We start from the raw sequence: 23268 nt of genomic DNA on the forward strand, positions 1-23268 counted from the left end.
TCCGGCGAGGGCGCGTCGACCGAAGTCGCGCTGAAATGAGGGCATTTGAGGTGGAGGCGCGCCGCGACCGAGGCGGCTTCCTTCCGTCACCCCGGGTCTTCCGCGCCGGTCGCCACGCGGCCATTCGGCCGTTTGTACGCCCGTTGTTCCGAGGGCGTGCGGGCATCGTCAGGCGCGTGTCGCGCAGCCGCGCGCGGTGTCGGCGGCACGGGACGCTCGCGCCGTCTCCCCCGTCAGGGGGAGGCACTTCCCCAACGAGCGGGATCTTCGCGCACCGGTCCGGCGGATGTACTGAAGCGGTCAGCGACACAGACCGTGGTGCCGCGCCGGGGAGTTGGTGACACCGGCGCCGCCCCGCTCGGGAAGGACTCAGGATGCGTACGTGGACGAGACGGCATCTGCTCGCTTCGACGGCCTCCGCCGCGGCCCTCACCGCCGCGGCGACCGTGACCGCGAACCCGGCGGCCGCGGCCGCCCGCCTGCCCGCCCCCACGGACGACGGCGTACTGGACGCCCTGCGGGCCCTGCCGGGACTCAGGGTGATCGAGGAACTGGCCGGGGCGGAGCCGGGCTACCGCTTCTTCGTCCTCGGCCTGCGCCAGCCCGTCGACCACACGGACCCCTCGGCAGGCACGTTCGAGCAGCGCCTCACGCTCCTGCACACCTCGGTGGACCGGCCCACCGTGCTGTTCACCACCGGCTACGAGGCCGTGCTCAAGCCCCGGCGGACGGAACCGGCCGTACTGCTCGGCGGCAACCAGATCCAGGTGGAGCACCGGTACTTCGGCACCTCACGCCCGGCGGCACACGGCTATGGATTTCTGACCATCCGTCAGGCCGCCGACGACCACCACCGCGTCGTGCGCCTCTTCCGCGGCCTGTACCGCGGAGCGTGGATCTCCACCGGTGGCAGCAAGGGCGGTATGGCCACCGTGTACCACCGCCGGTTCCACCCCCACGACGTGGACGGCAGCGTGGTGTACTCCGCCCCGGACAACGTCGACGACCGCGAGGACTCGGCGTACGTCCGCTTCCTGGAGACCGTGGGCACCCGCGAGTGCCGTGACGCCCTCAAGGAGGCGCAGCGGCAGATCCTGCTGCGCCGCGAGGACATGGTCGCCCGGTACGAGGCCTGGGCCGCCTCCACCGGCAGGACCTTCCGTATCGTCGGCAGCGCCGACAAGGCCCTCGAAACCGCCGTCCTGCGGACGCCGTTCATGTTCTGGCAGTACTCCGACGCCCCGGATGCGGCCGGCATACCCGCCGCGAGCGCGACCACCGACGCGTTGTACGCGTGGCTGGACGACGTCGCCGGGCTGGCCCTCTACACGGACACGGTCGCACAGGACTTCATCCCGTACTTCTACCAACTGGGCACTCAGCTCGGTTACTTGGACGTCCCGCAGGAGCATCTGGCCGGTCTTCTCCGCCACCCGGGCGCCATCGAACCCCGCAATTTCGTCCCCCGCGACATTCCCATGACCTTCGACGCCGAGGCCATGCCCGACATCGACCGTTGGGTCCGCCGTCGCGGCACCCGTCTGCTCTTCGTCAACGGAACCCAGGACCCCTCCGTCGCCGAGGCCTTCCGCCCCGGCCCGCGCGACTCCCGGGTCCTGTGGGCTCCCGGCGGCAACCATCACGCCACCATCGCGGAACTGTCCCCGGCCGACCGCGCCGAGGCCACCGCCGCCCTCACCCGCTGGACCGGTACCTCTCGCACGGGTCGCCCCGGCGCCGCGGGGGCCACGGGGCACCTGCGGCGCTGAGGCGACGGGACGCTTCAGGCGGCCAGGAGACGGTTGAAGAACGAGCGGTAGTGGCGCAGGGCCAGCCGCAGATCCTCGGTGTCGGCCTGTTCACCCCGGTTCCACTGGTCCTCGAGCTCCCGCTTGTGATCGGCGAACGTCGAGGCCAGCTCCTGCATCACGTCGGCGACGAGGGCGTCCGCGCTGTGCACGGCATCGCGAGGGTCGTCGACGAACTGACTCTGGGTCTCCTGCCAGCGCGTGCGGAATCCTTCCTCGTCCTGCCGGCTGAGGAGCTGTACGTCGTCGTCCCGAGCGTCGCCGTTCTCCCGCGGGGCGTGTGCCTCTTCGGGCTGCGTCCGGGTGCCGGTGCGTGCGGCAGGTTCCGCCGCGCCGGGCGCGGTTCCCGAGTCCGGCGCGTCCGTCCCGGAGCCCGGGGGCTTGGTCGCCGCCGTGTCCGGCGTACGTGTAGGTGGGCCCGAGCGTGTGGAGTCAGGTGTGTCCGAGGACCTGCCTGCCGGGGTGCCGGGGGCGCTGCCCGTCGAGCCCGTGCTTTCTCCGGGGAACACGGGTGCGTCGCGTCGGGCGTCGCTCCCCTCGCGGGGCCTGGCGAGATCCTCGGTCGACAGACCGCTCTTGCGGGCGCTGTCAGGTGTGTGTGCGCGTCGCATGTCTTCTCCGTTCCGGAAGTCTCGGTGTCTCGGAGGGTGGCGGTTCGTGCGGCGGGTGTTCAGACCCGGGCGTGGCGTGCGCCGCCGCCGTCGGAGAGGAGCTCCTCGAACAGGGCGCGATAGTGGACCATCGCACCGCGCAGTTGTTCGGTGGTCGCCCTGTGCTCGGTGCTCAGCGTGTCGACCTCGTGGGCGGCTCGGTAATGCTCGAGTGTGCGTCCGTGTTCGACCGAGAGGTCCTTGAGCTGCTGGTCGAAATCCTGGGTGGGGTAACCGCGTTCGTGCATCAAGGACGTCACCAGGCGGTCGGCGTCGTGCACGGAGTCCTCCGGACGGTCGACGAACTCCTCCTGCACACTGGTCCAGTCCCGTGCGTACCGGTCCCGGACGTTTCGGTCCAGGGGCTTGATGTCCAGCGAGTCGTGCCGCTTCTCGCGGGCCCTGAGCTCCCGCTCGGCCGCCGTGCGGCTGTCGGCCTCCTCCACCGTGCGCTCGTACTCCGGGCCGAAACGCTCGCGCAGCCGGTTGCGGCGCATGAGCATCGACACCACCACGGCGAGCAGGGCGATCACCACCACCACGGGAATGACGATGGCGAGGATTGTCCCTGTTGACATGGGGTCGCACCTCCCTCTTGGTGACCCTGATGTCCGACTCGTCACGACTTCCCAAGGGTCTCCGGCTGAAACACGAGCGCCGCATCCGGTCCCGAGACCCCTGCGCGGACGCCGACGTGCGGCTCGGTCCGCGGCGCGCCCCGAGCGGTCCTGGCGACGGGGACGGACCGGGGCGTGCGCCCACGGGCGGGTGGCCCCCGCCGTGCGGTCGCTTGACTTGGAGGGCGCTCCAAGATCTAGCGTCGTCTTCACGAGCGCGTCGAGGTGCCGAAGAGCACGCGGTGCGCGGGCCGACACGCGGGGCGTGGGACGGAGACCATCCGATGAAGGTGCTGGTGACGGGCGGGACGAGCGGGCTGGGGCGCGCCATGGCCGCCGCCCTGGCCGAGGCCGGGGCGACGGTCGCGCTCACCGGCCGGTCCGGTGGACGCGCGGACGAGGTCGCCGCCGGGCTCGCAGGGGCGATCGGCATCGAGATGGACGTGCGCGACGAGTCCTCCGTGGCCGAGGCGGTCGACCTGGCCTGGTCCCGGCTCGACGGCATCGACATGCTCGTGAACAACGCCGGAATCGGCATGCGCACGGTCAACCCACGCTTCATGACACACCCGCAGGGCTTCTGGGACGTGTCGGCCGACGGCTTCCGCGCGGTGATCGACACCAATCTGACCGGCTACTTCCTCGTGGCACGCGACGTCACCCCGCGGATGCTGGCCGCCGGTGGTGGCCGCATCGTGAACATCTCGGTGAGTGAATCGACCATGCACCGGGCCGGATTCGTCCCCTACGGACCCTCGCGCGCCGGCAGCGACGCCCTCTCCAGGATCATGGCGGCGGACCTGCGGGACACGGGGGTCACCGTCAACCAACTGCTGCCCGGAGGACCGACCTTGACGGGGATGCTGCCCTTGGAGGCCGTGCCCGAGGGGCGGCAGTTCCTGGAGCCCGAGGTGATGGGGCCGCCCATCGTCTGGCTGGCGTCCGACTCCGCCGCCGACGTGCACGACGAGCGCATCGTCGCCACCGAGTTCGAGACCTGGCTGCGCGCACGGGACGCCGCGGGCGGGACGCGGAGCCGACCGCGGAGCTGAGCGGCGAGCTGAGCGCGCGACCGGCGGCCCGCCGATGTCAGGCCGTGCCGTCCGCGAAGACTCCGTCGCCGGTGAAGGCCAGCCGGGCGAAGCGCTCACCGATGAGCTGATGCGTGGCGGCGTCCGGGTGCAGTTGGTCGGGAAGGGGCAGTTCGGCGAAGTCGGCCTCGCCGTAGAGGTCACGACCGTCGAGGTAGTGCAGATGCGGGTCGTCGGCCGAGCGTTCCCGCACGATCCGCGCGAGTTCCGCGCGGATGACGGTGAGGGTCAGCTTCCCGCTCGCCGTCTCCGCCGGGTCTCCCATGGCCGCGAACTGGAGCCGTCCGGTACCGAGCGTGCTGAGGTCCGGTGCGCACGGGCCGGGGGTGTCCTCGTGGATGGGGCACAGGATCGGCGAGACGACCAGCAGCGGCGCGGTGGGGTGACCCTCCCGGATCGTGTCGAGGAAGCCGTGCACGGCCGGGGCGAACGCGCGCAGCCTCATCAGGTCCGCGTTGACGACGTTGATGCCGATCTTGACGCTGATCAGGTCCGCGGGGGTGTACCGCAGGGTGCGGGCGGTGAAGGGGTCGAGCAGCGCGCTGCCGCCCAGTCCGAGGTTGATCAGTTCCACCCCGCCGCGCGCGGCTGCGAGCGCGGGCCAAGTGCCGGTCGGGCTCAGCGCGTCGGAGCCGTGGCTGATCGAACTGCCGTGATGCAGCCACACCTTGCGGCCCGGGTCCGGCGCCGGCTCGACAGGGGCGTCGCTGCGCAGCGCGACGAGTTCGGTGCTCTCGTTGTGCGGGAGCCAGATCTCGATGTCCTTGACGCCGTCGGGCAGGCCGGCGAAGGTGAGCGTTCCCGCCGTGCCGAGCCGGTGTTCGACGGTTCCGGTGGCCAGGTCGATGGTCAGGACGTTACCGCCGCTCACCGACGCCTGGCTCGTCAGACGTCCGTCGACGAGCAGGTCGTACACCCCGTCCGGGCGGGCCGGGGCACCGGTGTACACCCGCTTGGTGGGCAGGACGTCCAGCTCCAGGGCGGTGGCCCGGGTGCGCAGGGTCAGCCGGACGCCGGACGGCTGGGACTCGGCCATGGCGAGCTGCCCGTCGGAGCACTGGGCACGGGCCCAGCCCGGCAGCCGGTGCGGCAGCACACCGTGCGCGGTGTGCTCCAGTTCGAGGGCGCCGCGCACGATCTCCGCGGTGATGGGCGTGGTGACCCAGTGGTGCGTGCTGTTCATGGTTCCTGTTCGGTGGCGTGGATGTCGGTGGTGTGGATCTCGATCGTGTGGATGTCGGCATCTGCGGCACGGCGCGGGGCGGGCAGACCCCGGCCCGGCTCCGGGACGCCTGAAGCAACGGCCCGGCTCCGGGACCGCTCAGGAAACGGCCCGACTCAGGACGCGGGCCGGCTCCGCAGCAGCCCGTCGAGGTGGTCCAGCACCCACGACCAGGACTCCTCCGAGTCGGGAGCACTGTGGCTGAACCCGCCGGCCATCTCCAGGCTGACGTAGCCGTGGAAGACGCTGCCCATCAGCCGCACCGCGTGCGTCTGTTCCGGCTCCGTCAGGTCGTAACCGCGCAGGATCGCCCGCATCATCTGCGCGTGCTTGACGCCGGCGCTCGCCGCCGCCGTCTCCGGGTCGAGCCGCAGCTGAGCGGCGGCGTACCGGCCGGGGTGCTCGCGGGCGTAGTCGCGGTAGACGTTCGCGAACGCGGCCAGTGCCGCTCCGCCCGCCCGCCCGGCCAGGGCGTCGGCCCCCCGTTCGGCCAGCTCCTCCAGGGCCAGCAGGGCGATCCTGGTCTTGAGGTCCTGCGAGTTCCTCACATGCGAGTACAGGCTCGCGACCTTGACGTCGAACTGCCTGGCCAGCGCCGAGACCGTCACCTGGTCGAAGCCTTCCCGGTCGGCCAGTTCGGCCCCCGCGCGGACCAGTCGTTCGGTGGTCAGTCCTACACGTCCTGCCATGACCATCCCTTCATGAGCCTGATGCCATTATGCATTTGCCTAAAAGCTTTAGGCAAATTAACGTGCCTTTCATGAAGCCACTCACCGAGCAAGAGATCCGCGCCGCGTTCGTGAACTGCACCAAGGGCGAGGCGAAGCGCCTGTCCGTCCCCCGTGAGCTGGCCGAGACACCCTGGGACGACCTGGACTACCTCGGCTGGCGGGACCCACAGGCCCCCGACCGCGCCTACCTCGTCACCGAACTCGACGGCCTGCCGAGAGCCGTCCGACTGCGGACCAGCGGCCCCGCCTTCGGGCAGACGCGACGCAGCATGTGCTCCATATGCCTGACCACCCACACCGGAGGCGTCTCCCTGATGGTCGCCCCCAGGGCGGGCAAGGCCGGGCAGCAGGGCAATTCGGTGGGCACCTACATCTGCAGCGACCTCTGCTGCTCGCTCTACGTGCGGGGCAAGAAGGAGGCCGGAATCGGCGCCCGACTCCACGAGTCGCTCACGCTGGAGGAGAAGACCGAGCGCACGGTGGTGAACCTGGCCGCGTTCATCGCCAAGGTGACCGCCTGACTCCGGCGCCCATTACCCCCCGGGTAATCGACCCGCGCCGTACGACCCGGCAGTGTTGTCCATGCGGAGCGGCAGCCAAGTGCCGTGAACCGCACCGGACTTCGGTGCTCAAGTGCGGAGCGCCGCGAACAAGAGGAGACAGCGCATGCCTGCCTACGCCATCGCCAACCTGCGCCCGTCCGCCGAGCCCCACGACGAGGTCCTGACCTACATGGAGCGTGTGCAGGACACGATGGACCCGTTCGGCGGCCGGTTCCTCGTCCACGGAGCACCGGAACGCGAGGTCCGGGAAGGCAGCTGGCCGGACGCGATCGTCATCCTCGTCTTCCCCTCCTTCGCCGACGCGCGGGCCTGGTACGACTCGCCCGCGTACCAGGAGCTGCTGCCCCTGCGCACCCGGCACATCGACGGCGACCTCCTGCTGGTCGACGGCGTCGCGCCCACGTACCGGGCCGCGGAGACGGCACGGCACCTGCGGGCCGCACGTACCGCTTCGTGAGGCCTCGGCAGGCGCCCGAGCCCGCCACGGTCACGCCATGAAGCGGCGTGACCGGACCCCGCCGGACGCCTGGGCGCGCACCGCACGCCCCGCCGAATTCCGGGACGCCGTCGAGGCGGACACCTGGGTGCGCACCGCTCGCCCACGGCGCCGGCGAGGCCTTCCTGGACACCCCCGCTCCGGACGCCCGGTCCCGCCGGACGTCCGACCGCCGGCTGCCACCGCCCGTACGGGTCACTGCTCGCGCATGCCCCACGGAGAGCCGTACGCCGTCAGCAGGTCCAGGAAGGGTCCGGCCGGGAAGGCCTCCGGACCGAGGACACCCGAACCGGTCCAGGCGCCGGTGGCGACGAGTTCGAGGGCGACGACCGGATTGACCGCCGTCTGCCACACGACCGCCTGGCAGCCGTACTCCGCCATCGACCACTGGTTGTCGACCACGTGGTACAGGTACACCTCGCGCGGTGCGCCGTCCTTGCTGCCGCGCACCCAGGTGCCCGCACAGGTCTTGCCGTGCATGCGCTCGCCCAGCGTCGCGGGGTCGGGCAGACAGGCCGCGACGACGTCCCGGGGCGACACGGCGACCGGGCCGTCGGCGCCCGGCACCGTCACCGGTTCCGTGCGGTCGAGCCCGAGCAGGTGGAGCGTCTTCAACGTCTCGATGAACTCGCGCCCGAGGCCGTACTTGAAGGTGACACGGCGGGCGTCGACCCAGCGCGGCACGAGCAGCACCTCCTCGTGCTCCACGTTCACGCACTCGACCTCACCGATGCCTTCGGGGAAGTCGAACACCTCGGGTTCGCTGAACGGCGCGGTGGTGAACCAGCCGCGCCCGGCCTCGTACACGACGGGCGGGTTCAGACACTCCTCGATGGTGGTCCAGATGCTGAAGGACGGCGCGAAGTCGTAGCCGTCCACGGTGAGGTTCGCGCCGTCGCGGACACCGATCTCCTCGATCTCGTCGAAGAGTTCGTCGGCCGCGTACCGCGCGAACACATCGGACAGGCCCGGCTCGACGCCCATGCCGACGAGTGCGAGCGCGCCGGCCTTCTCCCAGTCGGCGGCCTCCGCGAACTGGGCGTCGCCGAGCTTGACCCCGCACTCCTCGTACGGCCGGTCCGGGTGCGGCCGGGACAGCGACATAGCCATGTCGAGATAGGCCGCGCCGCCGGCCCGCGCCGCCTGGAACAGCGGCATGACGAAGCGCGGGTCGGTGGCGTTCAGCAGCACGTCGCAGCGGTGCCGGGCCAGCAGCTCCGCGACCGCCGCGGTGTCACCCGCGTCGACACGGGCCGCGACGAACCGGCCGTCGTCGCCAACGGCCGCGACCGCGGCCTCGGACCGGGCCGGATCGTAGTCGGCGACCACCATCGCCTCGAAGAAGGTGCGTCGGGCCGCGATCCGGGTGATCGCGGTACCCACGCCACCGGCGCCCACGAGCAGTACACGCATGGCAAGAACTCCCTGTCGGTCCTACGGAGAACGAGGCGCGCCCCTCGCGGCAGATACAACGCCTCGGCGTCCCGTAAGGTCAATGGCGTTGGCATAAGAGGTCCGGTGAGGAGGCCGCCGTGGCGAAACCCGTGGTGCCCGAGGAGAAGCGGCGACGCCGCCGTCCCACCCGGAGCGGCACCGTGCTGTCCGAGCGGCTGATCGTCGAGACCGCGCTGCGCATGCTCCGTGAGCACGGCAGTGCCGGCTTCACCGCGCGCCGCCTCGGCCTGGCACTCGACTGCGACCCGAGCACGCTCTACCGCTACTTCCGAGGCATGGACGACCTGACCCTCGCCATCGGCGACGCCCTCATCGGGCGGGCCCTGCGGGGCTGGCGGCCGACGGGGGAGTGGCGGGCCGACCTGCGCGCCGTGGGACTGCGCATCCACGCCGAGTACGTCGCCCACCCCCAGGCCGCCCAGCTGACCGCCAGCCGTGTCAGCGGCCGGGCCAACGAGCTGGCGGCCGACGAGGCGGTCCTGGAGGTGCTGCGCACCGCCGGGTTCCCGCTGCCCGACACGGTGCGGATCTACCACGCCTTCATCGACCAGACGCTCGCCTTCGCCGCGCTCGACGCCGCCTCCCTGGCCCTGCCCAGTGCCGCGCTGCGCGCCGACGAGGCCATGTGGCGCTCCACGTACGCCGGACTGCCCGCAGCCACCCACCCCCGTATCGCCGAGGCCGCACCTCTGCTCGCCACCCGCATGGTCACCAGCGCCTATCCGACGGCCCTGGACATGCTGCTGGACAGCGCCGCCGCCCAACTGGCGCGGGGGTTGTCTCCGCGGCCGGGCCACGACTAAGACTCGTGAGGTGACCGATGACGCCGATGCAGCCGACACTCCCGATGCCGCCGCCCTGACCCATCACGCCGGCACGGCCGACCACGCCGAGACCGCACCCCGCTGGTCCCGGGCCGAAGCCTTTCTGCGCGCTCACGGGGCCGCCCGGATCCCGCACCCGGGCGGCACCCTGCTGGCACACCTGTGCCGTGTCCGGGAACTGCTCGCGGAGTGGGGGGCCGACGAAGCGGTCCAGGCGGCGGGCATGTGCCACGCGGCCTACGGGACCGACGGCTTCGACCGGCACCTGCTGCCCGTCGCCGAGCGCGCGACCCTGGCCGAGGTCATCGGCGACCGCGCCGAGGCACTGGTCCACCTCTACGGCAGCTGCGACCGCGGCACCGTCTACCCCCGGATCGGCCCCGGCCGGCCCGTCGCCTTCAGGGATCGTTTCACCGGTCGCGAGCACATCGTCGCCGACGCGGACCTGCGCGCCTTCCTGGAGATCACCGCCGCCAACGAGCTCGACGTACTGGCCCACAACGAGGAGCTCGCCGAGCGGTACGGCCCCGCTCTGTACCGGTTGTTCGACGGCGCGGGCCCCTTGCTGTCCGCCGCGGCCCGGGACGCCTGCGCCCGGCAGCTCGCCCCGCACGGCCCGGCGCCCGGTGCGCGGATCACCGGGCGCGACGCGGGAAACCGACGGACGACACGCCGGCTATAGACGACCGGTCGTACACTGCTCTCATGGGACGCACCAGCGATGCCAGGAACAAGATCCTCAGCGCCGCGCAGGCGCTCATCGAGCTGCGCGGCTACTCGGCCCTGGGTGTGGCCGAGATCTGCAAGGCGGCCGGTGTGCCGAAGGGCAGCTTCTACTACTTCTTCGATTCCAAGGAAGCCCTCGCCCTCGCCGTGATCGACGAGCACTGGGCCGCGCAGAAGCAGGCCTGGACGCGCATCCTCGGCAGCGACGCGGAACCGCTGCAACGGCTCCGCACGCTGTTCGAGGAGACGGAAGCCACCCAGCGCGCCGGGCAGCAGAGCTGCGGCACCGTGTCGGGCTGCATGTTCGGGAACCTCACGCTGGAGATGAGCAACCAGACCGAGTCCATCCGGGAACGGCTCCAGGAGATCTTCGAGGCACAGGTCGACATGGTCGAATCGGTCGTCGCCGAGGCTCTCGCCCGCCAGGACGTCACCGTGACCGACACGCGGGAGGCCGCACGAGCGGTGGTGGCCCAGCTGGAGGGCCAGGTCCTGTTCGCCAAGCTCTACAACAGCACCCAGCGGCTCGGCCCCCTGTGGGCGAACTGCCTGGCGCTGCTCGGTGCCGCCGCGCCACGGGAGGCCGTGGCCGCGGTCTGACACCGGTCACGCGGCGACCGCGAACGGGTCATGCGGTGTGGTGACCGGTGTGGCGACCGCGAACAGGTCAGGCGGTTCGGCCACCGTGCACCGGCCACGCGATGCCGTGACCGTGCACCGGCCACGCGATGCCGTGACCGTGCACCGGCCACGCGATGCCGTGACCGTGCACCGGCCACGCGGTGCCGTGACAACGAGGGACCCAGGACGCGGACCCCTCGCCCGCCGCCCCGGCCCGGTTCGCTCAGGCACCGCTCCCGTCCGGAGTCGGAACGCGCTCGACGGCTCCCGAGCGTCCCTCGGGCGTGCCGTGGTGCACAACGACGACGTGGTGCGGGAACCCGCTGCGCAGGACGGCCGCCGCCACCGCCGCCGCGAGCACCACGCCGGACGCCAGGAGCAGCGCCTGGTGGTAGCCGTGCCGAAGCAGTGGTGCGACGACGAGGGGCCCGAGGATCTGACCGACGGAGTATCCGGCGGTCAGCAGGGCGACGGACCGCGGGAAGCGCAGGTGCGCGCCCGCGGCGAGGGCGAGCGTGCTGATACCGATGAAAGTCGCCCCGAACAGGACGGCCGAGACCAGAGCGGCCGTCACGCCGTCGAACAGCGCGGGCAGCGCGATGCCGACCGCCTGGATGACGAGCGCCGCGAGCAGCAGGCCGGGACGCGACCAGCGGCGCCCGAGCCAGGCCCACAGCGCCGACGACGGCACGGCGGCCACGCCGACCAGCACCCAGGCGCCGCTGCCGATCCAGCCGGGTGAGCCCTGCTCGATCGCGGCGACCAGGAACGTACCGGCGACGATGTAGCCGATGCCTTCGAGGGTGTAGGACGCGAAGAGGGCGGTGAACCAGCGCCCGGTCCGCACCCTCGGTTCGCGTTCACCGGTGGTGGGGGATCCCGCCGTCGCCGTGGGTGCCGCCGGTGCGGCCTCGGGGCGGAGGTTCCACGCCATGACGGTGAGGAGTGCGGCGAGTGCGGCCGAGGCCCACCAGGCGGCCCGCCAGTCGGCGAAGGAGCGTACGGCGAGGACGAGCAGCCCGGACAGCGCGATCCCCGCGCCGACCCCGCCGAACGCCCAGCCGGGCAGATGGGCCGGATGCTCCCGCAGATGGCTGAGGAGCGAGCTGACCGCGATGACGAAGATCAGCGCGCTGGCCGCCCCGGCCGGCAGCCGCAGTGCGATCCACACGGCCGTGCTGTGGCCGGCGGGCATGGCGGCCAGACTGCCGACCAGCACCACCAGGCTCGCGCGCAGGAGGGCGGGGGAGCGGACCAGGGCGGGGCACAGGATGCCGGCGAGGGCGCCGACGAGGTAGCCGATGTAGTTGGCGGTGGCCAGATGGGCGCCCGCGCCCGCGGACAGCCCGGCCTGAGCGTGCATCAGGGGGACGATCGGAGTGAAGACGAACCGTCCCACTCCCATGCCCGCGGCGAGTGCCGCGGCGGCTTGGGCGACGTGGCCCCAGGGAGAGTGCGGTGCGGCGCCCTCCTTGGCCGTGCAGGCACGCGAGGGCCGTCGTAGTGGCATGAGAAGTCCTTGGAAAGCGGTGTGGATCACGAACGGTGTGGATCACGAGGGGTGCGGATCACGAGGGGCGCGGATCACGAAGGGTGCGGATCGTGGACCTGCCCACGGCTCACCGCCGGGTGAGCGTCCGGGGGATGCCGGGCGCCGCGTGACAGGCGGCGCCACCCGGTCCGAGCCCGGCGGTCACGCGTGGGCGAGCGGACGGCTCAGGCCGTGGTGCCGGTCCGGCCCGGGTCGTTGGGGTGGGGTTCCAGCGGGGTGATGTCGAAGGTCATCCACGGGCTCAGCGGAAGCGTGCCGAGCACCTTCTCCCGGAGGTCGTCCTCGTCGGCGCCCCGCCAGATGCCGATGCTGCGCAGCTCCCCGACCGGGCGCCACAGCCGTGCCAGATGGCCGGTGGTAGCGAGCTCCCGCGCCCGCACGGCTTCGGCGGCGCGCCGCCGGTCGACCTCTTCCTGCGGGGTGCCCTCGGGAACGGTCGTGGTGATCTCGACCAGGAACTCGCGCATGGTCCTTCTCCGTTCGATGGGGCGTCCGGCCCGTGGCACGTCCCGCGGTGGGGCGAGCGGGTCGCTCCGCCGTCGGGCATTCATGCCCTCATGGTCCGCCCGCTCCCCGCCGGGCGCCACGACCGGCTGACTCCCTGCTGGTAGGCGTACTCTCCCAGCGACGTAGCATGACCAGCGTGGAACTGCGCCAGCTGCGGTACTTCGTTGCCGTCGCCGAGGAACTGAACTTCGGCCGGGCCGCCGAGCGTCTGCTGATCGCCGGCCCTTCCCTGTCCCAGCAGATCAAGGCGCTCGAACGCGACCTCGGTGTGCGTCTGTTCGACCGGGACCGCCGCTCGGTGGCCCTCACCCCGGCCGGTTCCGCCCTGCTTCCGCACACCCGCGCCCTTCTGGAACGCGCCGACGACCTCCAGCTCCGCGCACGCAGACTGTCCGGATCGGAACCCGTCCGCCTCGGCTACGTCAACTGGCTTCCGCCGGACCTGACGGCGCGCACCGCCCCCGTGGCCCAAGTGCATGTCGACGCATGGGTCGCACCCTCGCACACCCAGGTCGCACGGGTCGCCGACGGCAGTCTGGACGTCGCGGTCTGCTGGGTGCCCACCGGCTCCCTGGAGGAACGCGGCCTGCAGGCCCGTCTCGTAGGCGCCGACCGGCTGTACGCCGTCGCCGTCGGCGACGCCACGGGGGACGTGGCGGCCCAGGACACCGACGTGCTCCTCGACGACGACGCCACCTCCTGGTCGTCGTGGAACGCCTACGCCGAGGCACTGGCCAAGAGCACCGGGGCCCGCGCGGTACGCATCTCCGACGGCGGCATCACCGGACCCGCGTTCTTCGACCATGTCCGCCGCAGCGGCCGACCGGTGATCAACTCGCCCAAGGGGCAGACCAGTCCGCTGCCGTCCGACCTGGTCCGGCGCGCCGTTGTCGGGCCCGAGATCTACTGGACCTGGTCCCTGGTCTGGCGCCGCAACGAGGTCCGTTCCTCCGTCCTGGCCGCCGTCGACGCGCTCTGCGACGGCGTCGGCGACCTCGGCATCCATGCTTCCGGCGCCTGGCTCCCGGAGTGCGATCCGTACCGGAAGTAGCGGATCCCTTCCGCGGGGGTCGGGCGACCGGGGCTTTTCGGCCCGGGCGAGGGCCCCGGGACCCCGCGCTCGTGTGACCCATGAACCGGCGCATGTCCGCTGACCTGTACTGGGAGCCTGCGCCTACCAGCTGGGAGGAATTCGGTCCCGTCCGGGGACCCGTCCGCCTTTGACGAGCGCTCCGCAACGCCTTACTTTCAAATAGTCGACCGGTCGGCTAGTTGATCGTTCGACGCCCGTCTCCCACCGGGACGGTCGTTCCATCCATCACGGAGAAGGTCATCATGAGCACTCAGGACCAGAAGGTCGCAGTCATCACCGGCGCCTCGCAGGGCATCGGCGCGGACCTCGTCGCCGCCTACCGCAAGCAGGGCTACGCCGTCGTCGCGACCTCGCGCACCATCGCTCCCGCCGACGACGCGGGCGTTCTGACGATCCAGGGCGACATATCCGACCCCGCCACGGCGGAGCGCGTGATCGCCGCGGGCGTCGAGCGGTTCGGTCGTATCGACACGCTCGTCAACAACGCGGGCATCTTCGTCGCCAAGCCCTTCACCGACTACACCCAGGACGACTTCGCCGCCGTGACCGGGGTGAACGTCACCGGCTTCTTCCGCATCACCCAGCTGGCCATCGAGCAGATGCTCGCGCAGGGCGGCGGTCACATCGTCAACGTCACCACCAGCCTGGTCGACAACGCCGACGCCCGCGTCCCGTCCGTGCTGGCCTCGCTGACCAAGGGCGGTCTGCAGTCCGCCACCAAGTCCCTCGCCATCGAGTACGCCACGCGCGGCATCCGCGTCAACGCGGTCGCGCCGGGTTCCGTCAAGACCCCCATGCACCCCGAGGAGACCCACGAAGTGCTCGCGAGCCTGCACCCGGTCCGCCGGATGGGTGAGTCCAGTGACGTCACCGACGCGGTGATGTACCTGCAGAACGCCCCGTTCGTGACGGGCGAGATCCTCCACGTGGACGGTGGAATGAGCGCCGGTCACTGACGCGCGGGTCACCCCTGGCGGGGCGTGGGAGGGGGTTTCCCCTCACGCCCCGCGCGACACGCCGCACCGGCAGATCCCAGCCCGCCCGAGCACCAGGAGCACCCTGATGGACACCATGACAGACAACAGTGAAGCGATCCTGCGTGACGTGCTCGACCGGTGGAAGACCGCCGTCGACGCCCACGAACCGCAGCAGGTGGCCGCCCAGTTCACCGAAGACGCGATCTTCCAGGGACTGCACCCCTACAGCACCGGACGACCGGGCGTGGCCGCCTATTACGACGCACAGCCCCTCGGCCTGGCGGCCGCGTACCGCATCCTGGAGACCAGACGCCTGTCCGAGGACCTCGTCCTCGGCTACCTGGCCGTCGACTTCTCCTTCACCGACCGTCCCACCCTCGCCGTCAACCTCGGTGTCCTGGTGCGCCGTACGGCAGACGGCTGGCAGATCGCCCACTACCAGGTGTCGCACCTGGCCTAGCGGGATCCCAAGTGCGGCATGCGGGGCCCAGCCGCTCCGCGCGGCCGTGGGCGGGCGGCGACTCGAACGCGACATCCTGTGCCCCGACAGGCGGAGCCGCCCGCCGTGTTCCCCCGTGGCGGGCGGCTCGTGCCGTCGATGTGCAGAGATCGGAGTCGGCGGCGGCTGTAGGTGTCCTGGGCCGCTGGACGACACCGGCGAGAAGCCGGTGACGGGATTCGAACCCGCGTTTCCCGCTTTGCAGGCGAAGTAGCCGCAGCCTGCGCACCTGCACGACTCCGACCTTAACGGCAGTGATCGTGCGGCTGCAGCTGGTTTTCGCGAGGCCGCGCGGCCTCGGCGACGGGGGTGTTCAGCCGACGTCGGCCGGCTGCGGGATGCGCGCCCCGCTCACCTCGTCCTCGGCCTCGTCCACCAATTCGCCTGGTTCCGCGCCGGCTCGGCCGAGCAGGAGGGCGACCGCGACGGCGGCGACCCCGGCCGCGAAGGCCGCGCCCAGCAGGGCCAGTTGCATTCCGTCGATGAAGGCCGTGCGCGCACGGTCGGCGACCGGTCCACCGATGGCGCTCGCCGCGGCCAGCGACGAGCGGGCGATGTCGGTGACGTGCTCGGGAGCGCCCGGCAGGCTCAGGTGACTGCGGTACGCGGCGCTGAGCAGGCTTCCCAGGACGGCGATGCCCAGGGCTCCGCCCAGTTCCCGGGACAGGTCGTTCATCGCCGAGCCGACGTTCTGCAGCGCGCGCGGCAGGGCGTCCGTGATGGCCGTGGTGGCCGGAGTCATCGCGAGACCCATGCCCATGCCGAGCGGCACCAGGCCCGCCGAGATCAGCCAGTACGAGCTGGTGGTCCCCAGCCGGGACAGCACGCCCATGGCCAGGGCCACGGCCACCAGACCCGTCACCCACGGACCCCGCGCGCCGAATCGTGCGACCAGCTTCGGTGTCAGCCGCGTCACCGGAATCATCGCCAGCGCCATGGGGAACATGGTGACCGCCGCCATCAACGCGCTGTCGGAACGAACCAGTTGCAGGTACTGCATCATCACGAAGATGAAACCGAAGAAGACGAAGAACTGAAGCATGATCGACAAGGACCCGGCCGCGAAGCGGCGGTTGCGGAACAGCCTTGGGTCCAGAAGGGGATGACGACGACGCAGTTCGAAGAGGACGAAGCCGGCGAGGACCAGCAGGCCCGCCGCGATGCCCGTCAGGGTGAGCGGGTCGCCCCAACCGCGGGTCGGCGCCTCGATGACCGAGTAGACCAGCGCCACCAGACCCACCGTGGCCAGCAGCGCGCCGACGACGTCCAGTCGGGGCTGGTCGGAGTCGGCGGACTCGGGGACGAAGAGCACGGTGCCCGTCAACGCCATGGCGGCCAGCACCACGTTGAGCAGGAACACCGAGCGCCACGACCATGCCTCCAGGAGCGATCCCGTGGCGAAGATGCCGACGATCGCACTCGCACCGGCCACGGCCGCCCACACGCTCACCGCCCGAGCCCGCTGGGCGCGCGGGAACGTCCCGGTGATCGTGGACAGCGTGGCCGGCATGACCATCGCCGCGCCCACGCCCAGCACACCGCGCAGGGCGATCAGCGCGTCGGGGTCCGTGGTGCAGGCAGCCGCCACCGAACCGCCGCCGAACAGGGCCAGTCCCGCGATCAGGGCCTTGCGGCGGCCGAAACGGTCGCCCAACGCGCCGGCCGGGAGCAGCAGCGCCGCGAAGACGAGACTGTAGGCGTCGATGATCCATGACAACTGGGTCTGGCTCGCGTGCGTTTCACGCGCCAGGTCGGGCAGGGCGACATTGAGCGATGCCATGGCCGCGACCACCGTGCCGAGCGCGAGGCATGTGATCGCGAGAACCAGATTGTGGCGTACGGCCCGGGCGGGCGCCGTGGCGGGAACGACTTGGGGTGTGGGCATCGTGGGCATCTCTTCCTGGCGACGACCCGGGGTGGGCCGGCTGTGTGTGCTCCAGGGTGGGAACCGCACACAGGTCATTTCCATGGCGATGAATTAATCGCGCCGACCGTCGCCCGTCTGCCATACGGCGCCACCTGGAGGAATGGGGTCATGACCTGTACAGAAGCAAGTCCTCCGGTAGGAGGCGTCGAGCGGCGCCGGGGGATTGGCGATCGGTGATGAATTTCTGTCGAGGTCTTCGTGGGCCGGGCCGAGCGGGCGCGTCGGACTGCGCAGGCCGGGATGAGGGGCCGTACCGCGCGAGCCGAACGGGCTGGACGGACCGCGCGAGACGAACGGGCTGGACGGACCGCGCGAGACGAACGGGCTGGACGGGCCGGACGGGCCCCGACTGAGCGGGCCGAGCCAATTCCGGTCGGGCGGACGGAGGCCGGCCGCGCGGAAGGCGCAGGGCCGATCAGCCGGACGCGGACCTGGACCGTGCCGGTCCCCGGTGACTGCTCCCGGCCGAAAGGGCCATCCGCAGTTGCGGACCGAAGACACGCACCAACGCGTCGGGGTTCATCGACGCCACGGGCTCCAGCCGGAGCATGTACCGGGCGGTGATCAGCCCTGCCATGACGGTCGAGAAGGCCCCGGCCCGCCGCAGTCGGTTCGGCCCCGTGAGCCGGGCGGCGATGCGGTCGATGACCTCGCGGCCCAGCATCTCCTTGAGCAGGTCCGCGAACGTGTCATCGGCGGCGGCGTTCTTGAACGTGGCCAGCAGGATGGGTCCGGAGACCGGGTCGTCCCACACGTGCAGCATGTGACGCAGGGCGCGCTCCGGGAAGGTGGCCGGGTCGCCCTCTTCCAGCAGGCGGTTCACCAGGTCGGCGGGGTTGGCCGGCAGTGCCAGCACCGCGCCGAACAGGCCCTTCTTGGACCCGAAGTAGTAGCTGATCAGGGCGAGATCGACATCCGCGTCGGCCGCGATGTCCCGCATGCTCGCCTCGTCGTACCCCTGGGTGAGGAACCGTCGTCGTGCGGCTTCGAGAATCTGAACGCGGGTGTCGGGCTTGCCGGGCCGGCGCCCGCGACGGGGCGCGGTGTTCGTCACCGTACGCAGTGTAGGGCGTGACATGACGCGCGACCTGCGGCGGAAGCCGGGGAAGCCTGGGAAGCCGGACGTCCTCGGTGCGCGAACGAGCGGGGTGGCCGCGTCGGCGGCGGCACGACGGACCCACCTCGCCACCGCACATGAGTACGAGAACTCATGACGTCACGTGTGACCCGGGAGAGGATCGGGCCATGACGAAGATCAGGACGACGGCGGTGCGCTCGGGGATGCTGCCGCTGGCGGTGCTGGCCGCACTGGTGGCGGGATGCGGATCGCAGCGGCCGGGCGACACCACCGGCGCGGGCGCGCCCTCACGGACCCCTGCGGCGACGCCGAGCAAGCCCGCCGACTTCCCCTGCCCCGGCGAGAGCCCGACCCCGACACCGACGCCCAGTGCGTCGACCTCGGGCCCCGCCGTGCCGCCCACCGACCACTACGCCGAGAACCACGGCTTCATGGTCCCCATCCCGCTGCACGGCGAGCGCCGCTGCGAAGGGCTCGCCGCCGTCGGCCGTGTCGAGGACGCGCTCGAACCGCTGCGCAGACGCGGTGACTTCGACCCCGAGCACACCCGCAGCGCACTCGCCGCCCTCGGCTACTCCGCGGGGAACGTGCAGTCGTACCAGAACGGCTCCACCGGGGTCAGTTTCCTCATCGACGCCTCGCCACTGTGCGTGGAGGGCACGATGAACCTCGACTCCACCGAGGCGGACGCCTTCGCCGGCTACCCCGACCACACCGGCTGCGACCGGCCCAGCGGCGGCCACTGAGTCCGGACGGTCCGAGCGTCCGACACGGCCGTGACCGACCCGCTTCGAACCGTCCGACCGCCGTGGGACATGATGCGAGCGATCGGGGAGAGAGGCCGGGGGACAGGGGTGGAGGGTGTGGTCGTTCTCGCCTGCGCGGTGTGCGGTGCCGCTCTGACGGCACCCGTGTCGCGGATCGCGCTCCCCGTCCATGCCCGGCACAAGTACGGGCATCAACTCCTCCCTCCCGTCATGGAGTCGGGGACGTACGCCGTCGACCACGAACCCTCCGGCCCGCCCTGGCGGCCATGGAACGAGATCGCGGCGGACGAGGCGGAGGCCCGTGGTGTGTTCGCGCCCGTGCCCGCCTTGTCCTTCGGCGTGCCGGGAGCGATGGTCGTCGCGCCCGGTGACACCCGCGGCACCGTCCTGATCCCCGAGCGCTGCGACGGCTACTGCCTGGGGCTGGACGGGAGGGACGGCCCGAACCTCGCCTGCGTGGAATGCGGGTGTGCGGTGGCGACCCGCATCGACGACTGCGGGTACTGGCAGGCGGTGTGGTTCGACCCACGTGCCGTCCGCCGTGTCCCTTCCGACGGCGCCGGGCGCCGTGCGTCCGACTGGGAGGCACTCGCACGGGAACGAGAGCCCGTCCCCCCGATCGAACCGCCGGGTGTGTGGAGCCCCTTCTGGTCGGCCGCGGCCGGTGTGGCCCTGGCCCACCTGCTCGCCGCTTCGGACGGTGCGGCCGTGACCGTGGCCGACGGCCCGGTCGCGGGCACGTTCGGCCGCGCCCTCGACACCCTGCTGCCCACGGGCCCGCCGGAACGGACGGCGGTCCTGGCGGGTCCGGGCATGCCGTCGTCCGGGCCCGGAACCGACATCGTGCTGGTTCCCGTGCACCCGCGGACGGGTGAGGTGTGGCAGCCGCCGGACGGAATCCCCGCCGTACCGCTGGCCTTCGACGTCTGGGCCCATCTGGCCTTCCGGCAGGAGTGGTTGCCCGTGCCGGTGACCGGCGGAATGCCTCCCGGAGTACTGCGTGACGACCCCCTGCCGAGGCACCCGTGGGGTTCGTTCCGGCCCGACTCGGGGATGTTCCTCCGCACGCTCGCCCGGCTGCCCGCCGTCCGCCGGCCGTGGCTGCGACGCGTCCACGACCGGGTGCGGGAGCATCCGTACGCCGACCCGTTCTAGCGGTGGCCCTACCACAGGCGGTCGCGCCCCACGAGCGGTGGCCCTCCCACAGGCGGTCGCGCCCCACGAGCGGTGGCCCTCCCACAGGCGGTCGCGCCCCGAGCGGTGGCCCTCCGGCGCGTCGCGGGGTGCGTCGGAAGGCAGCGGCGTCCGGGTCACCTGCAAGGTGTGCCTCGGCATGCGGGCACGCGGGGCTTGGGGTCTGCTGAGGGTGACCGGGGCCGATTCCGTCGCGAGGAGCACGTCGTATGGCTGCGAAGCCCGCAATCGTCATGGTGCATGGTTTCTGGGGCGGCGCCGCCCACTGGGCCAACGTCATCACCGAACTCCACCGCCGCGGCTTCGGTTCGCTGCACGCGGTGGAGAACCCGCTGACCTCGCTGGCCGACGACGCCGAGCGCACCCGCAAGATGGTCCGGCAGATCGACGGGCCGGTGCTGCTGGTCGGCCACTCCTACGGCGGTGCGGTCATCACCGAGGCCGGCGACCTGCCGAATGTCACCGGTCTGGTCTACATCGCGGCGTTCGCCCCGGAGGCGGGCGAGAGCCCGGGCGGGATCAGCCAGGAGAAGCCTCCGGCGGCCTTCGAGAACCTCGCCCCGGACTCCGACGGGTACCTGTGGGTCAAACAGGACAAGTTCCACGAGAGCTTCGCACAGGACCTGCCGGAGGAGGAGGCCCTGGTGATGGCGGTGACGCAGAAGGCACCGCTCGCGTCCACCTTCGGCGACAACGTGACCGCGCCGGCCTGGCGCGCGAAGCCGAGCTGGTACCAGGTCTCCACCGCCGACCGCATGATCCACCCCGACAACGAACGCCGTATGGCCGAGCGCATGAACCCGCGCCGGACCATCGAACTGGACGCCAGTCACGCGTCCTTGGCGTCCCGCCCCGGCCCGGTCACCGACCTCATCGAAGAGGCCGCGGGCGCCTGACCGCCGCTGTGCGGGCGGTGCGCCGGGCGAGGGCTTCGCCGCGGGTCACCCGGACCGGGCCGCGCCTCGCCACACCGTCACGTCCAAGGTGGCGTACGCCGTCCCGGACGAGCCCCGGTAGGTCACCAGGCCCACATGCCCCGTGCCGCTGACGACGCACATCCGCTGGCCCACCGGGAGGTCCTTCACCCACACGTAGGACCGGTAGCCGGTCGCCGCCCGGCACGCGTCCAGACTTCCCTGCCGTCCCGCCGGCAGCAGGGCGAGGGAGCTGCCGGAGGTGGTGCCGGGGGCGAGGACGGCGCCCGAGGAGTAGACGGCGTACGTGAGGTCCTCGTCGGAGCTTCCCGTGTCCGCCTTGGCCCGTACCGGAGTGTCCGCCAGGTACAAGTCGTGGCTCGCGGTCATCCGGATCCCCGCGTAGGCCACCGGGGCGGGTGCCTTCGGGGCCGTCGGCCCGCTGGACGCGGTGACCGCGGGAGCGGAGGTCACCGCCCGGGTGGGTGTCGCCGGGCCCGAAGGAGCCGAGGGCAGCCGGGACTTGGTGGGTGTCGGCCGCGCCGACGCCTTCGCGGACGGTGAGTCGGCCGCCGAAGGAGACGCCTTCTCGGCCGCCGCCGAGTGCGAAGCGGCAGCCTGAGCCTGGTCGTCGTTCCCGTGGTCGCCCGCAGGGACCAGGAGCAGCGCGGCGGTCGCCCCGCACGCGACGAGGACGACGGCGACCGCGGACAGCATCCAGGCCCGGGCCTTTCGGCTCCTGCCGTTCGTGGCCACCGAGGAGGTCCGCGCGGCGGCGGGCTCCTGGGCGAGCGGCCCGGGCGGCGGAGGACCGAAGCCGGCCGGGACCGCCTGGTGCCCCATCACGAAGGGTGCGGGCGACACGGCATGGGACGGGGAGGTGGGTGAGTAGGCGATCGCCGGCCCGAAGACACCAGGGCCGTGAGAGTCCGGAGGCGATCCCGCCCGCGCCTTGTCCGCGCCCTCGGTCCGCGCCGCGATCCCTGCCGCCAACTCGCCCGGCAGCCATGCCCCGGACGTCGGACGGGCGTCGTCACCGCGGCTCGCCCGGATCGTCTGGACGGAACGGATGACCTCCTCCACGGACGGCCGTTCGGCGGCGGGCTTGCGAAGGCAGCGTGCCACCAATTCCTTCAAGTCCGCGGGGACTCGGCCCAGGTCGGGTTCTTCGTGCACCACGCGATAGAGCACCGCGTGCGGATCGCCGTCCCCGAAGGCGGCACCGCCCGTCGCCGCGAACACGGCGGTCTGGCCCAGCGCGAACACGTCGACCGAGGCGGCGGCCTCCGCGCCGAGCACCTGCTCCGGCGCCATGTACGCGACCGTGCCGAGAGCGGTGCCGCTCTGCGTCACCGAGGTGGAGTCCGCGGCCCGCGCGACACCGAAGTCGATGACGCGCGGCCCGTCGGAGGCCAGCAGCACGTTGGACGGCTTGAGATCCCGGTGCACGATGCCCTCGCGGTGCACCGCCTGGAGGGCCTCGGCCACCCCGGCGATCAGCCGCAGCACGGTGTCCACGGGCAACGGGCCGTGGTCGCGCACCGCTTCGGCGAGGGAGGGCCCCGGTACGTAGGCGGTCGCGCACCACGGCATGGGCCCGTCGGTGTCGCTGTCCACCACCGGAGCCGTGTAGAGCCCGTGCACCCGGCTCGCCGCCGCCACCTCGGCACGGAAGCGCAGCCGGAACTCCGGGTTCTCGGCCAGCTCCGGCCGGATCACCTTGACCGCGACGGCGCGTCCGCCGGGTGTGTGCGAGAGGAAGACACGGCCCATGCCGCCGGACCCGAGTCGCGCCACCAGCACATAGCTGCCGACGACGTGCGGATCACCGTCCTCCAGCGGCTGGAGACTCCCCTCGTCCGGCCCTCCGTTGCTCAACACGCCCCACTCCGCCCCGAGATCTGTTGTGGCCCCCCATTGGATCACGGTGCCTCACGGATCTTCACGCGGCCGTGA

Annotated in this window: 23 protein-coding genes and 1 tRNA gene; 13 read left to right on the forward strand and 11 right to left on the reverse strand. The window is 71.8% G+C overall.

The genetic code is table 11. From position 1 onward, the window contains the following. The first annotated feature begins 374 nt into the window (after nt 1-374). Nucleotides 375-1769: a S28 family serine protease gene (locus tag ABEB03_RS44700; RefSeq protein ID WP_345658895.1), complete on the forward strand. Its 1395-nt coding sequence runs from the start codon at nt 375-377 to the stop codon at nt 1767-1769. 14 nt (nt 1770-1783) lie between these two features. Here ABEB03_RS44700 and ABEB03_RS44705 read toward each other — a convergent pair whose 3' ends face one another. Both ABEB03_RS44705 and ABEB03_RS44710 read right to left on the reverse strand, forming a co-directional pair. After that, the gene (locus tag ABEB03_RS44705; protein ID WP_345658897.1) at nt 1784-2419 is read right to left on the reverse strand and encodes a hypothetical protein; all 636 of its coding nucleotides are present in this window, start codon (nt 2417-2419) and stop codon (nt 1784-1786) included. A gap of 59 nt (nt 2420-2478) precedes the next feature. Further along, nucleotides 2479-3036, reverse strand: coding sequence for a hypothetical protein (locus ABEB03_RS44710; RefSeq protein ID WP_345658898.1), 558 nt, complete (start codon nt 3034-3036; stop codon nt 2479-2481). A gap of 323 nt (nt 3037-3359) precedes the next feature. Between ABEB03_RS44710 and ABEB03_RS44715 the strand changes: the two genes are divergently transcribed. Next, nucleotides 3360-4127: an SDR family NAD(P)-dependent oxidoreductase gene (locus ABEB03_RS44715; protein WP_345658899.1), complete on the forward strand. Its 768-nt coding sequence runs from the start codon at nt 3360-3362 to the stop codon at nt 4125-4127. A gap of 37 nt (nt 4128-4164) precedes the next feature. Here the strand turns inward: ABEB03_RS44715 and ABEB03_RS44720 are convergent, their stop codons facing one another. Beyond that, entirely contained in the window at nt 4165-5349 is a 1185-nt protein-coding gene (locus ABEB03_RS44720; protein WP_345658900.1) for a GDSL-type esterase/lipase family protein, read from the reverse strand. Nucleotides 5350-5504: 155 nt separating this feature from the next. Then, nucleotides 5505-6077 (reverse strand): TetR/AcrR family transcriptional regulator, encoded by a 573-nt coding sequence (locus tag ABEB03_RS44725; protein WP_345658901.1) that lies wholly within the window; start codon nt 6075-6077, stop codon nt 5505-5507. Between the two features lie 71 nt (nt 6078-6148). Here ABEB03_RS44725 and ABEB03_RS44730 point away from each other — a divergent pair, with 71 nt between their 5' ends. Both ABEB03_RS44730 and ABEB03_RS44735 read left to right on the forward strand, forming a co-directional pair. Continuing rightward, a complete protein-coding gene (locus tag ABEB03_RS44730; protein WP_345658902.1) occupies nt 6149-6640 on the forward strand; it encodes an FBP domain-containing protein in 492 nt (163 codons plus the stop codon). Nucleotides 6641-6785: 145 nt separating this feature from the next. Next, on the forward strand, nt 6786-7139 hold the full coding sequence (locus ABEB03_RS44735) for a DUF1330 domain-containing protein (RefSeq protein WP_345658903.1): 354 nt from the start codon (nt 6786-6788) through the stop codon (nt 7137-7139). 234 nt (nt 7140-7373) lie between these two features. On the opposite strand, the gene ABEB03_RS44740 is transcribed toward ABEB03_RS44735, so the two are convergent. Further along, nucleotides 7374-8591, reverse strand: coding sequence for a saccharopine dehydrogenase family protein (locus tag ABEB03_RS44740; protein ID WP_345658904.1), 1218 nt, complete (start codon nt 8589-8591; stop codon nt 7374-7376). Between the two features lie 119 nt (nt 8592-8710). On the opposite strand from ABEB03_RS44740, the gene ABEB03_RS44745 reads away from it, so the two are divergent. From ABEB03_RS44745 to ABEB03_RS44755, 3 genes are read left to right on the forward strand one after another with little or no spacing between them, the layout of a single operon-like run. Then, nucleotides 8711-9436 (forward strand): TetR/AcrR family transcriptional regulator, encoded by a 726-nt coding sequence (locus ABEB03_RS44745; RefSeq protein ID WP_345658905.1) that lies wholly within the window; start codon nt 8711-8713, stop codon nt 9434-9436. Nucleotides 9437-9446: 10 nt separating this feature from the next. Next, complete coding sequence (locus tag ABEB03_RS44750; protein ID WP_345658906.1) at nt 9447-10139, forward strand: DUF6817 domain-containing protein; 693 nt, start codon at nt 9447-9449, stop codon at nt 10137-10139. A 23-nt stretch (nt 10140-10162) separates the two neighbouring features. After that, complete coding sequence (locus ABEB03_RS44755; RefSeq protein ID WP_345658907.1) at nt 10163-10783, forward strand: TetR/AcrR family transcriptional regulator; 621 nt, start codon at nt 10163-10165, stop codon at nt 10781-10783. Between the two features lie 244 nt (nt 10784-11027). Here ABEB03_RS44755 and ABEB03_RS44760 read toward each other — a convergent pair whose 3' ends face one another. Both ABEB03_RS44760 and ABEB03_RS44765 read right to left on the reverse strand, forming a co-directional pair. Further along, nucleotides 11028-12209: a YbfB/YjiJ family MFS transporter gene (locus tag ABEB03_RS44760; RefSeq protein ID WP_345658928.1), complete on the reverse strand. Its 1182-nt coding sequence runs from the start codon at nt 12207-12209 to the stop codon at nt 11028-11030. A gap of 311 nt (nt 12210-12520) precedes the next feature. Continuing rightward, on the reverse strand, nt 12521-12823 hold the full coding sequence (locus tag ABEB03_RS44765; RefSeq protein WP_345658908.1) for a muconolactone Delta-isomerase family protein: 303 nt from the start codon (nt 12821-12823) through the stop codon (nt 12521-12523). A 167-nt stretch (nt 12824-12990) separates the two neighbouring features. Here ABEB03_RS44765 and ABEB03_RS44770 point away from each other — a divergent pair, with 167 nt between their 5' ends. The 3 genes from ABEB03_RS44770 (at nt 12991) to ABEB03_RS44780 (ending at nt 15393) form a co-directional block, all read left to right on the forward strand. After that, entirely contained in the window at nt 12991-13914 is a 924-nt protein-coding gene (locus ABEB03_RS44770; RefSeq protein ID WP_345658909.1) for a LysR family transcriptional regulator, read from the forward strand. A 284-nt stretch (nt 13915-14198) separates the two neighbouring features. Beyond that, nucleotides 14199-14912: an SDR family NAD(P)-dependent oxidoreductase gene (locus ABEB03_RS44775; RefSeq protein WP_345658910.1), complete on the forward strand. Its 714-nt coding sequence runs from the start codon at nt 14199-14201 to the stop codon at nt 14910-14912. Nucleotides 14913-15018: 106 nt separating this feature from the next. Further along, nucleotides 15019-15393: a nuclear transport factor 2 family protein gene (locus ABEB03_RS44780; RefSeq protein WP_345658911.1), complete on the forward strand. Its 375-nt coding sequence runs from the start codon at nt 15019-15021 to the stop codon at nt 15391-15393. A 203-nt stretch (nt 15394-15596) separates the two neighbouring features. Here the strand turns inward: ABEB03_RS44780 and ABEB03_RS44785 are convergent. The 3 genes from ABEB03_RS44785 to ABEB03_RS44795 all read right to left on the reverse strand — a co-directional run bounded on the left by ABEB03_RS44785 (nt 15597) and on the right by ABEB03_RS44795 (nt 18413). After that, nucleotides 15597-15665, reverse strand: a tRNA-Ser gene (locus ABEB03_RS44785). Nucleotides 15666-15745: 80 nt separating this feature from the next. Then, nucleotides 15746-17317 carry an MFS transporter gene (locus tag ABEB03_RS44790; protein ID WP_345658913.1) on the reverse strand — a complete coding sequence of 524 codons (1572 nt, stop codon included), beginning with the start codon at nt 17315-17317 and terminating at the stop codon, nt 15746-15748. Between the two features lie 457 nt (nt 17318-17774). Then, nucleotides 17775-18413, reverse strand: coding sequence for a TetR/AcrR family transcriptional regulator (locus ABEB03_RS44795; protein ID WP_345658914.1), 639 nt, complete (start codon nt 18411-18413; stop codon nt 17775-17777). Nucleotides 18414-18604: 191 nt separating this feature from the next. On the opposite strand from ABEB03_RS44795, the gene ABEB03_RS44800 reads away from it, so the two are divergent. From ABEB03_RS44800 to ABEB03_RS44810, 3 genes are all read left to right on the forward strand, one after another. Beyond that, nucleotides 18605-19183, forward strand: coding sequence for a hypothetical protein (locus tag ABEB03_RS44800; protein WP_345658915.1), 579 nt, complete (start codon nt 18605-18607; stop codon nt 19181-19183). A 117-nt stretch (nt 19184-19300) separates the two neighbouring features. Further along, on the forward strand, nt 19301-20359 hold the full coding sequence (locus tag ABEB03_RS44805; protein WP_345658916.1) for a hypothetical protein: 1059 nt from the start codon (nt 19301-19303) through the stop codon (nt 20357-20359). Nucleotides 20360-20607: 248 nt separating this feature from the next. Beyond that, a complete protein-coding gene (locus ABEB03_RS44810; RefSeq protein WP_345658917.1) occupies nt 20608-21294 on the forward strand; it encodes an alpha/beta hydrolase in 687 nt (228 codons plus the stop codon). 45 nt (nt 21295-21339) lie between these two features. Here ABEB03_RS44810 and ABEB03_RS44815 read toward each other — a convergent pair whose 3' ends face one another. Beyond that, nucleotides 21340-23193, reverse strand: a complete 1854-nt coding sequence (locus ABEB03_RS44815; protein WP_345658919.1) for a serine/threonine-protein kinase — start codon at nt 23191-23193, stop codon at nt 21340-21342. Nucleotides 23194-23268: the final 75 nt, after the last annotated feature.

The sequence above is a fragment of the Streptomyces siamensis genome (assembly GCF_039543605.1).
Lineage (GTDB): Bacteria > Actinomycetota > Actinomycetes > Streptomycetales > Streptomycetaceae > Streptomyces > Streptomyces siamensis.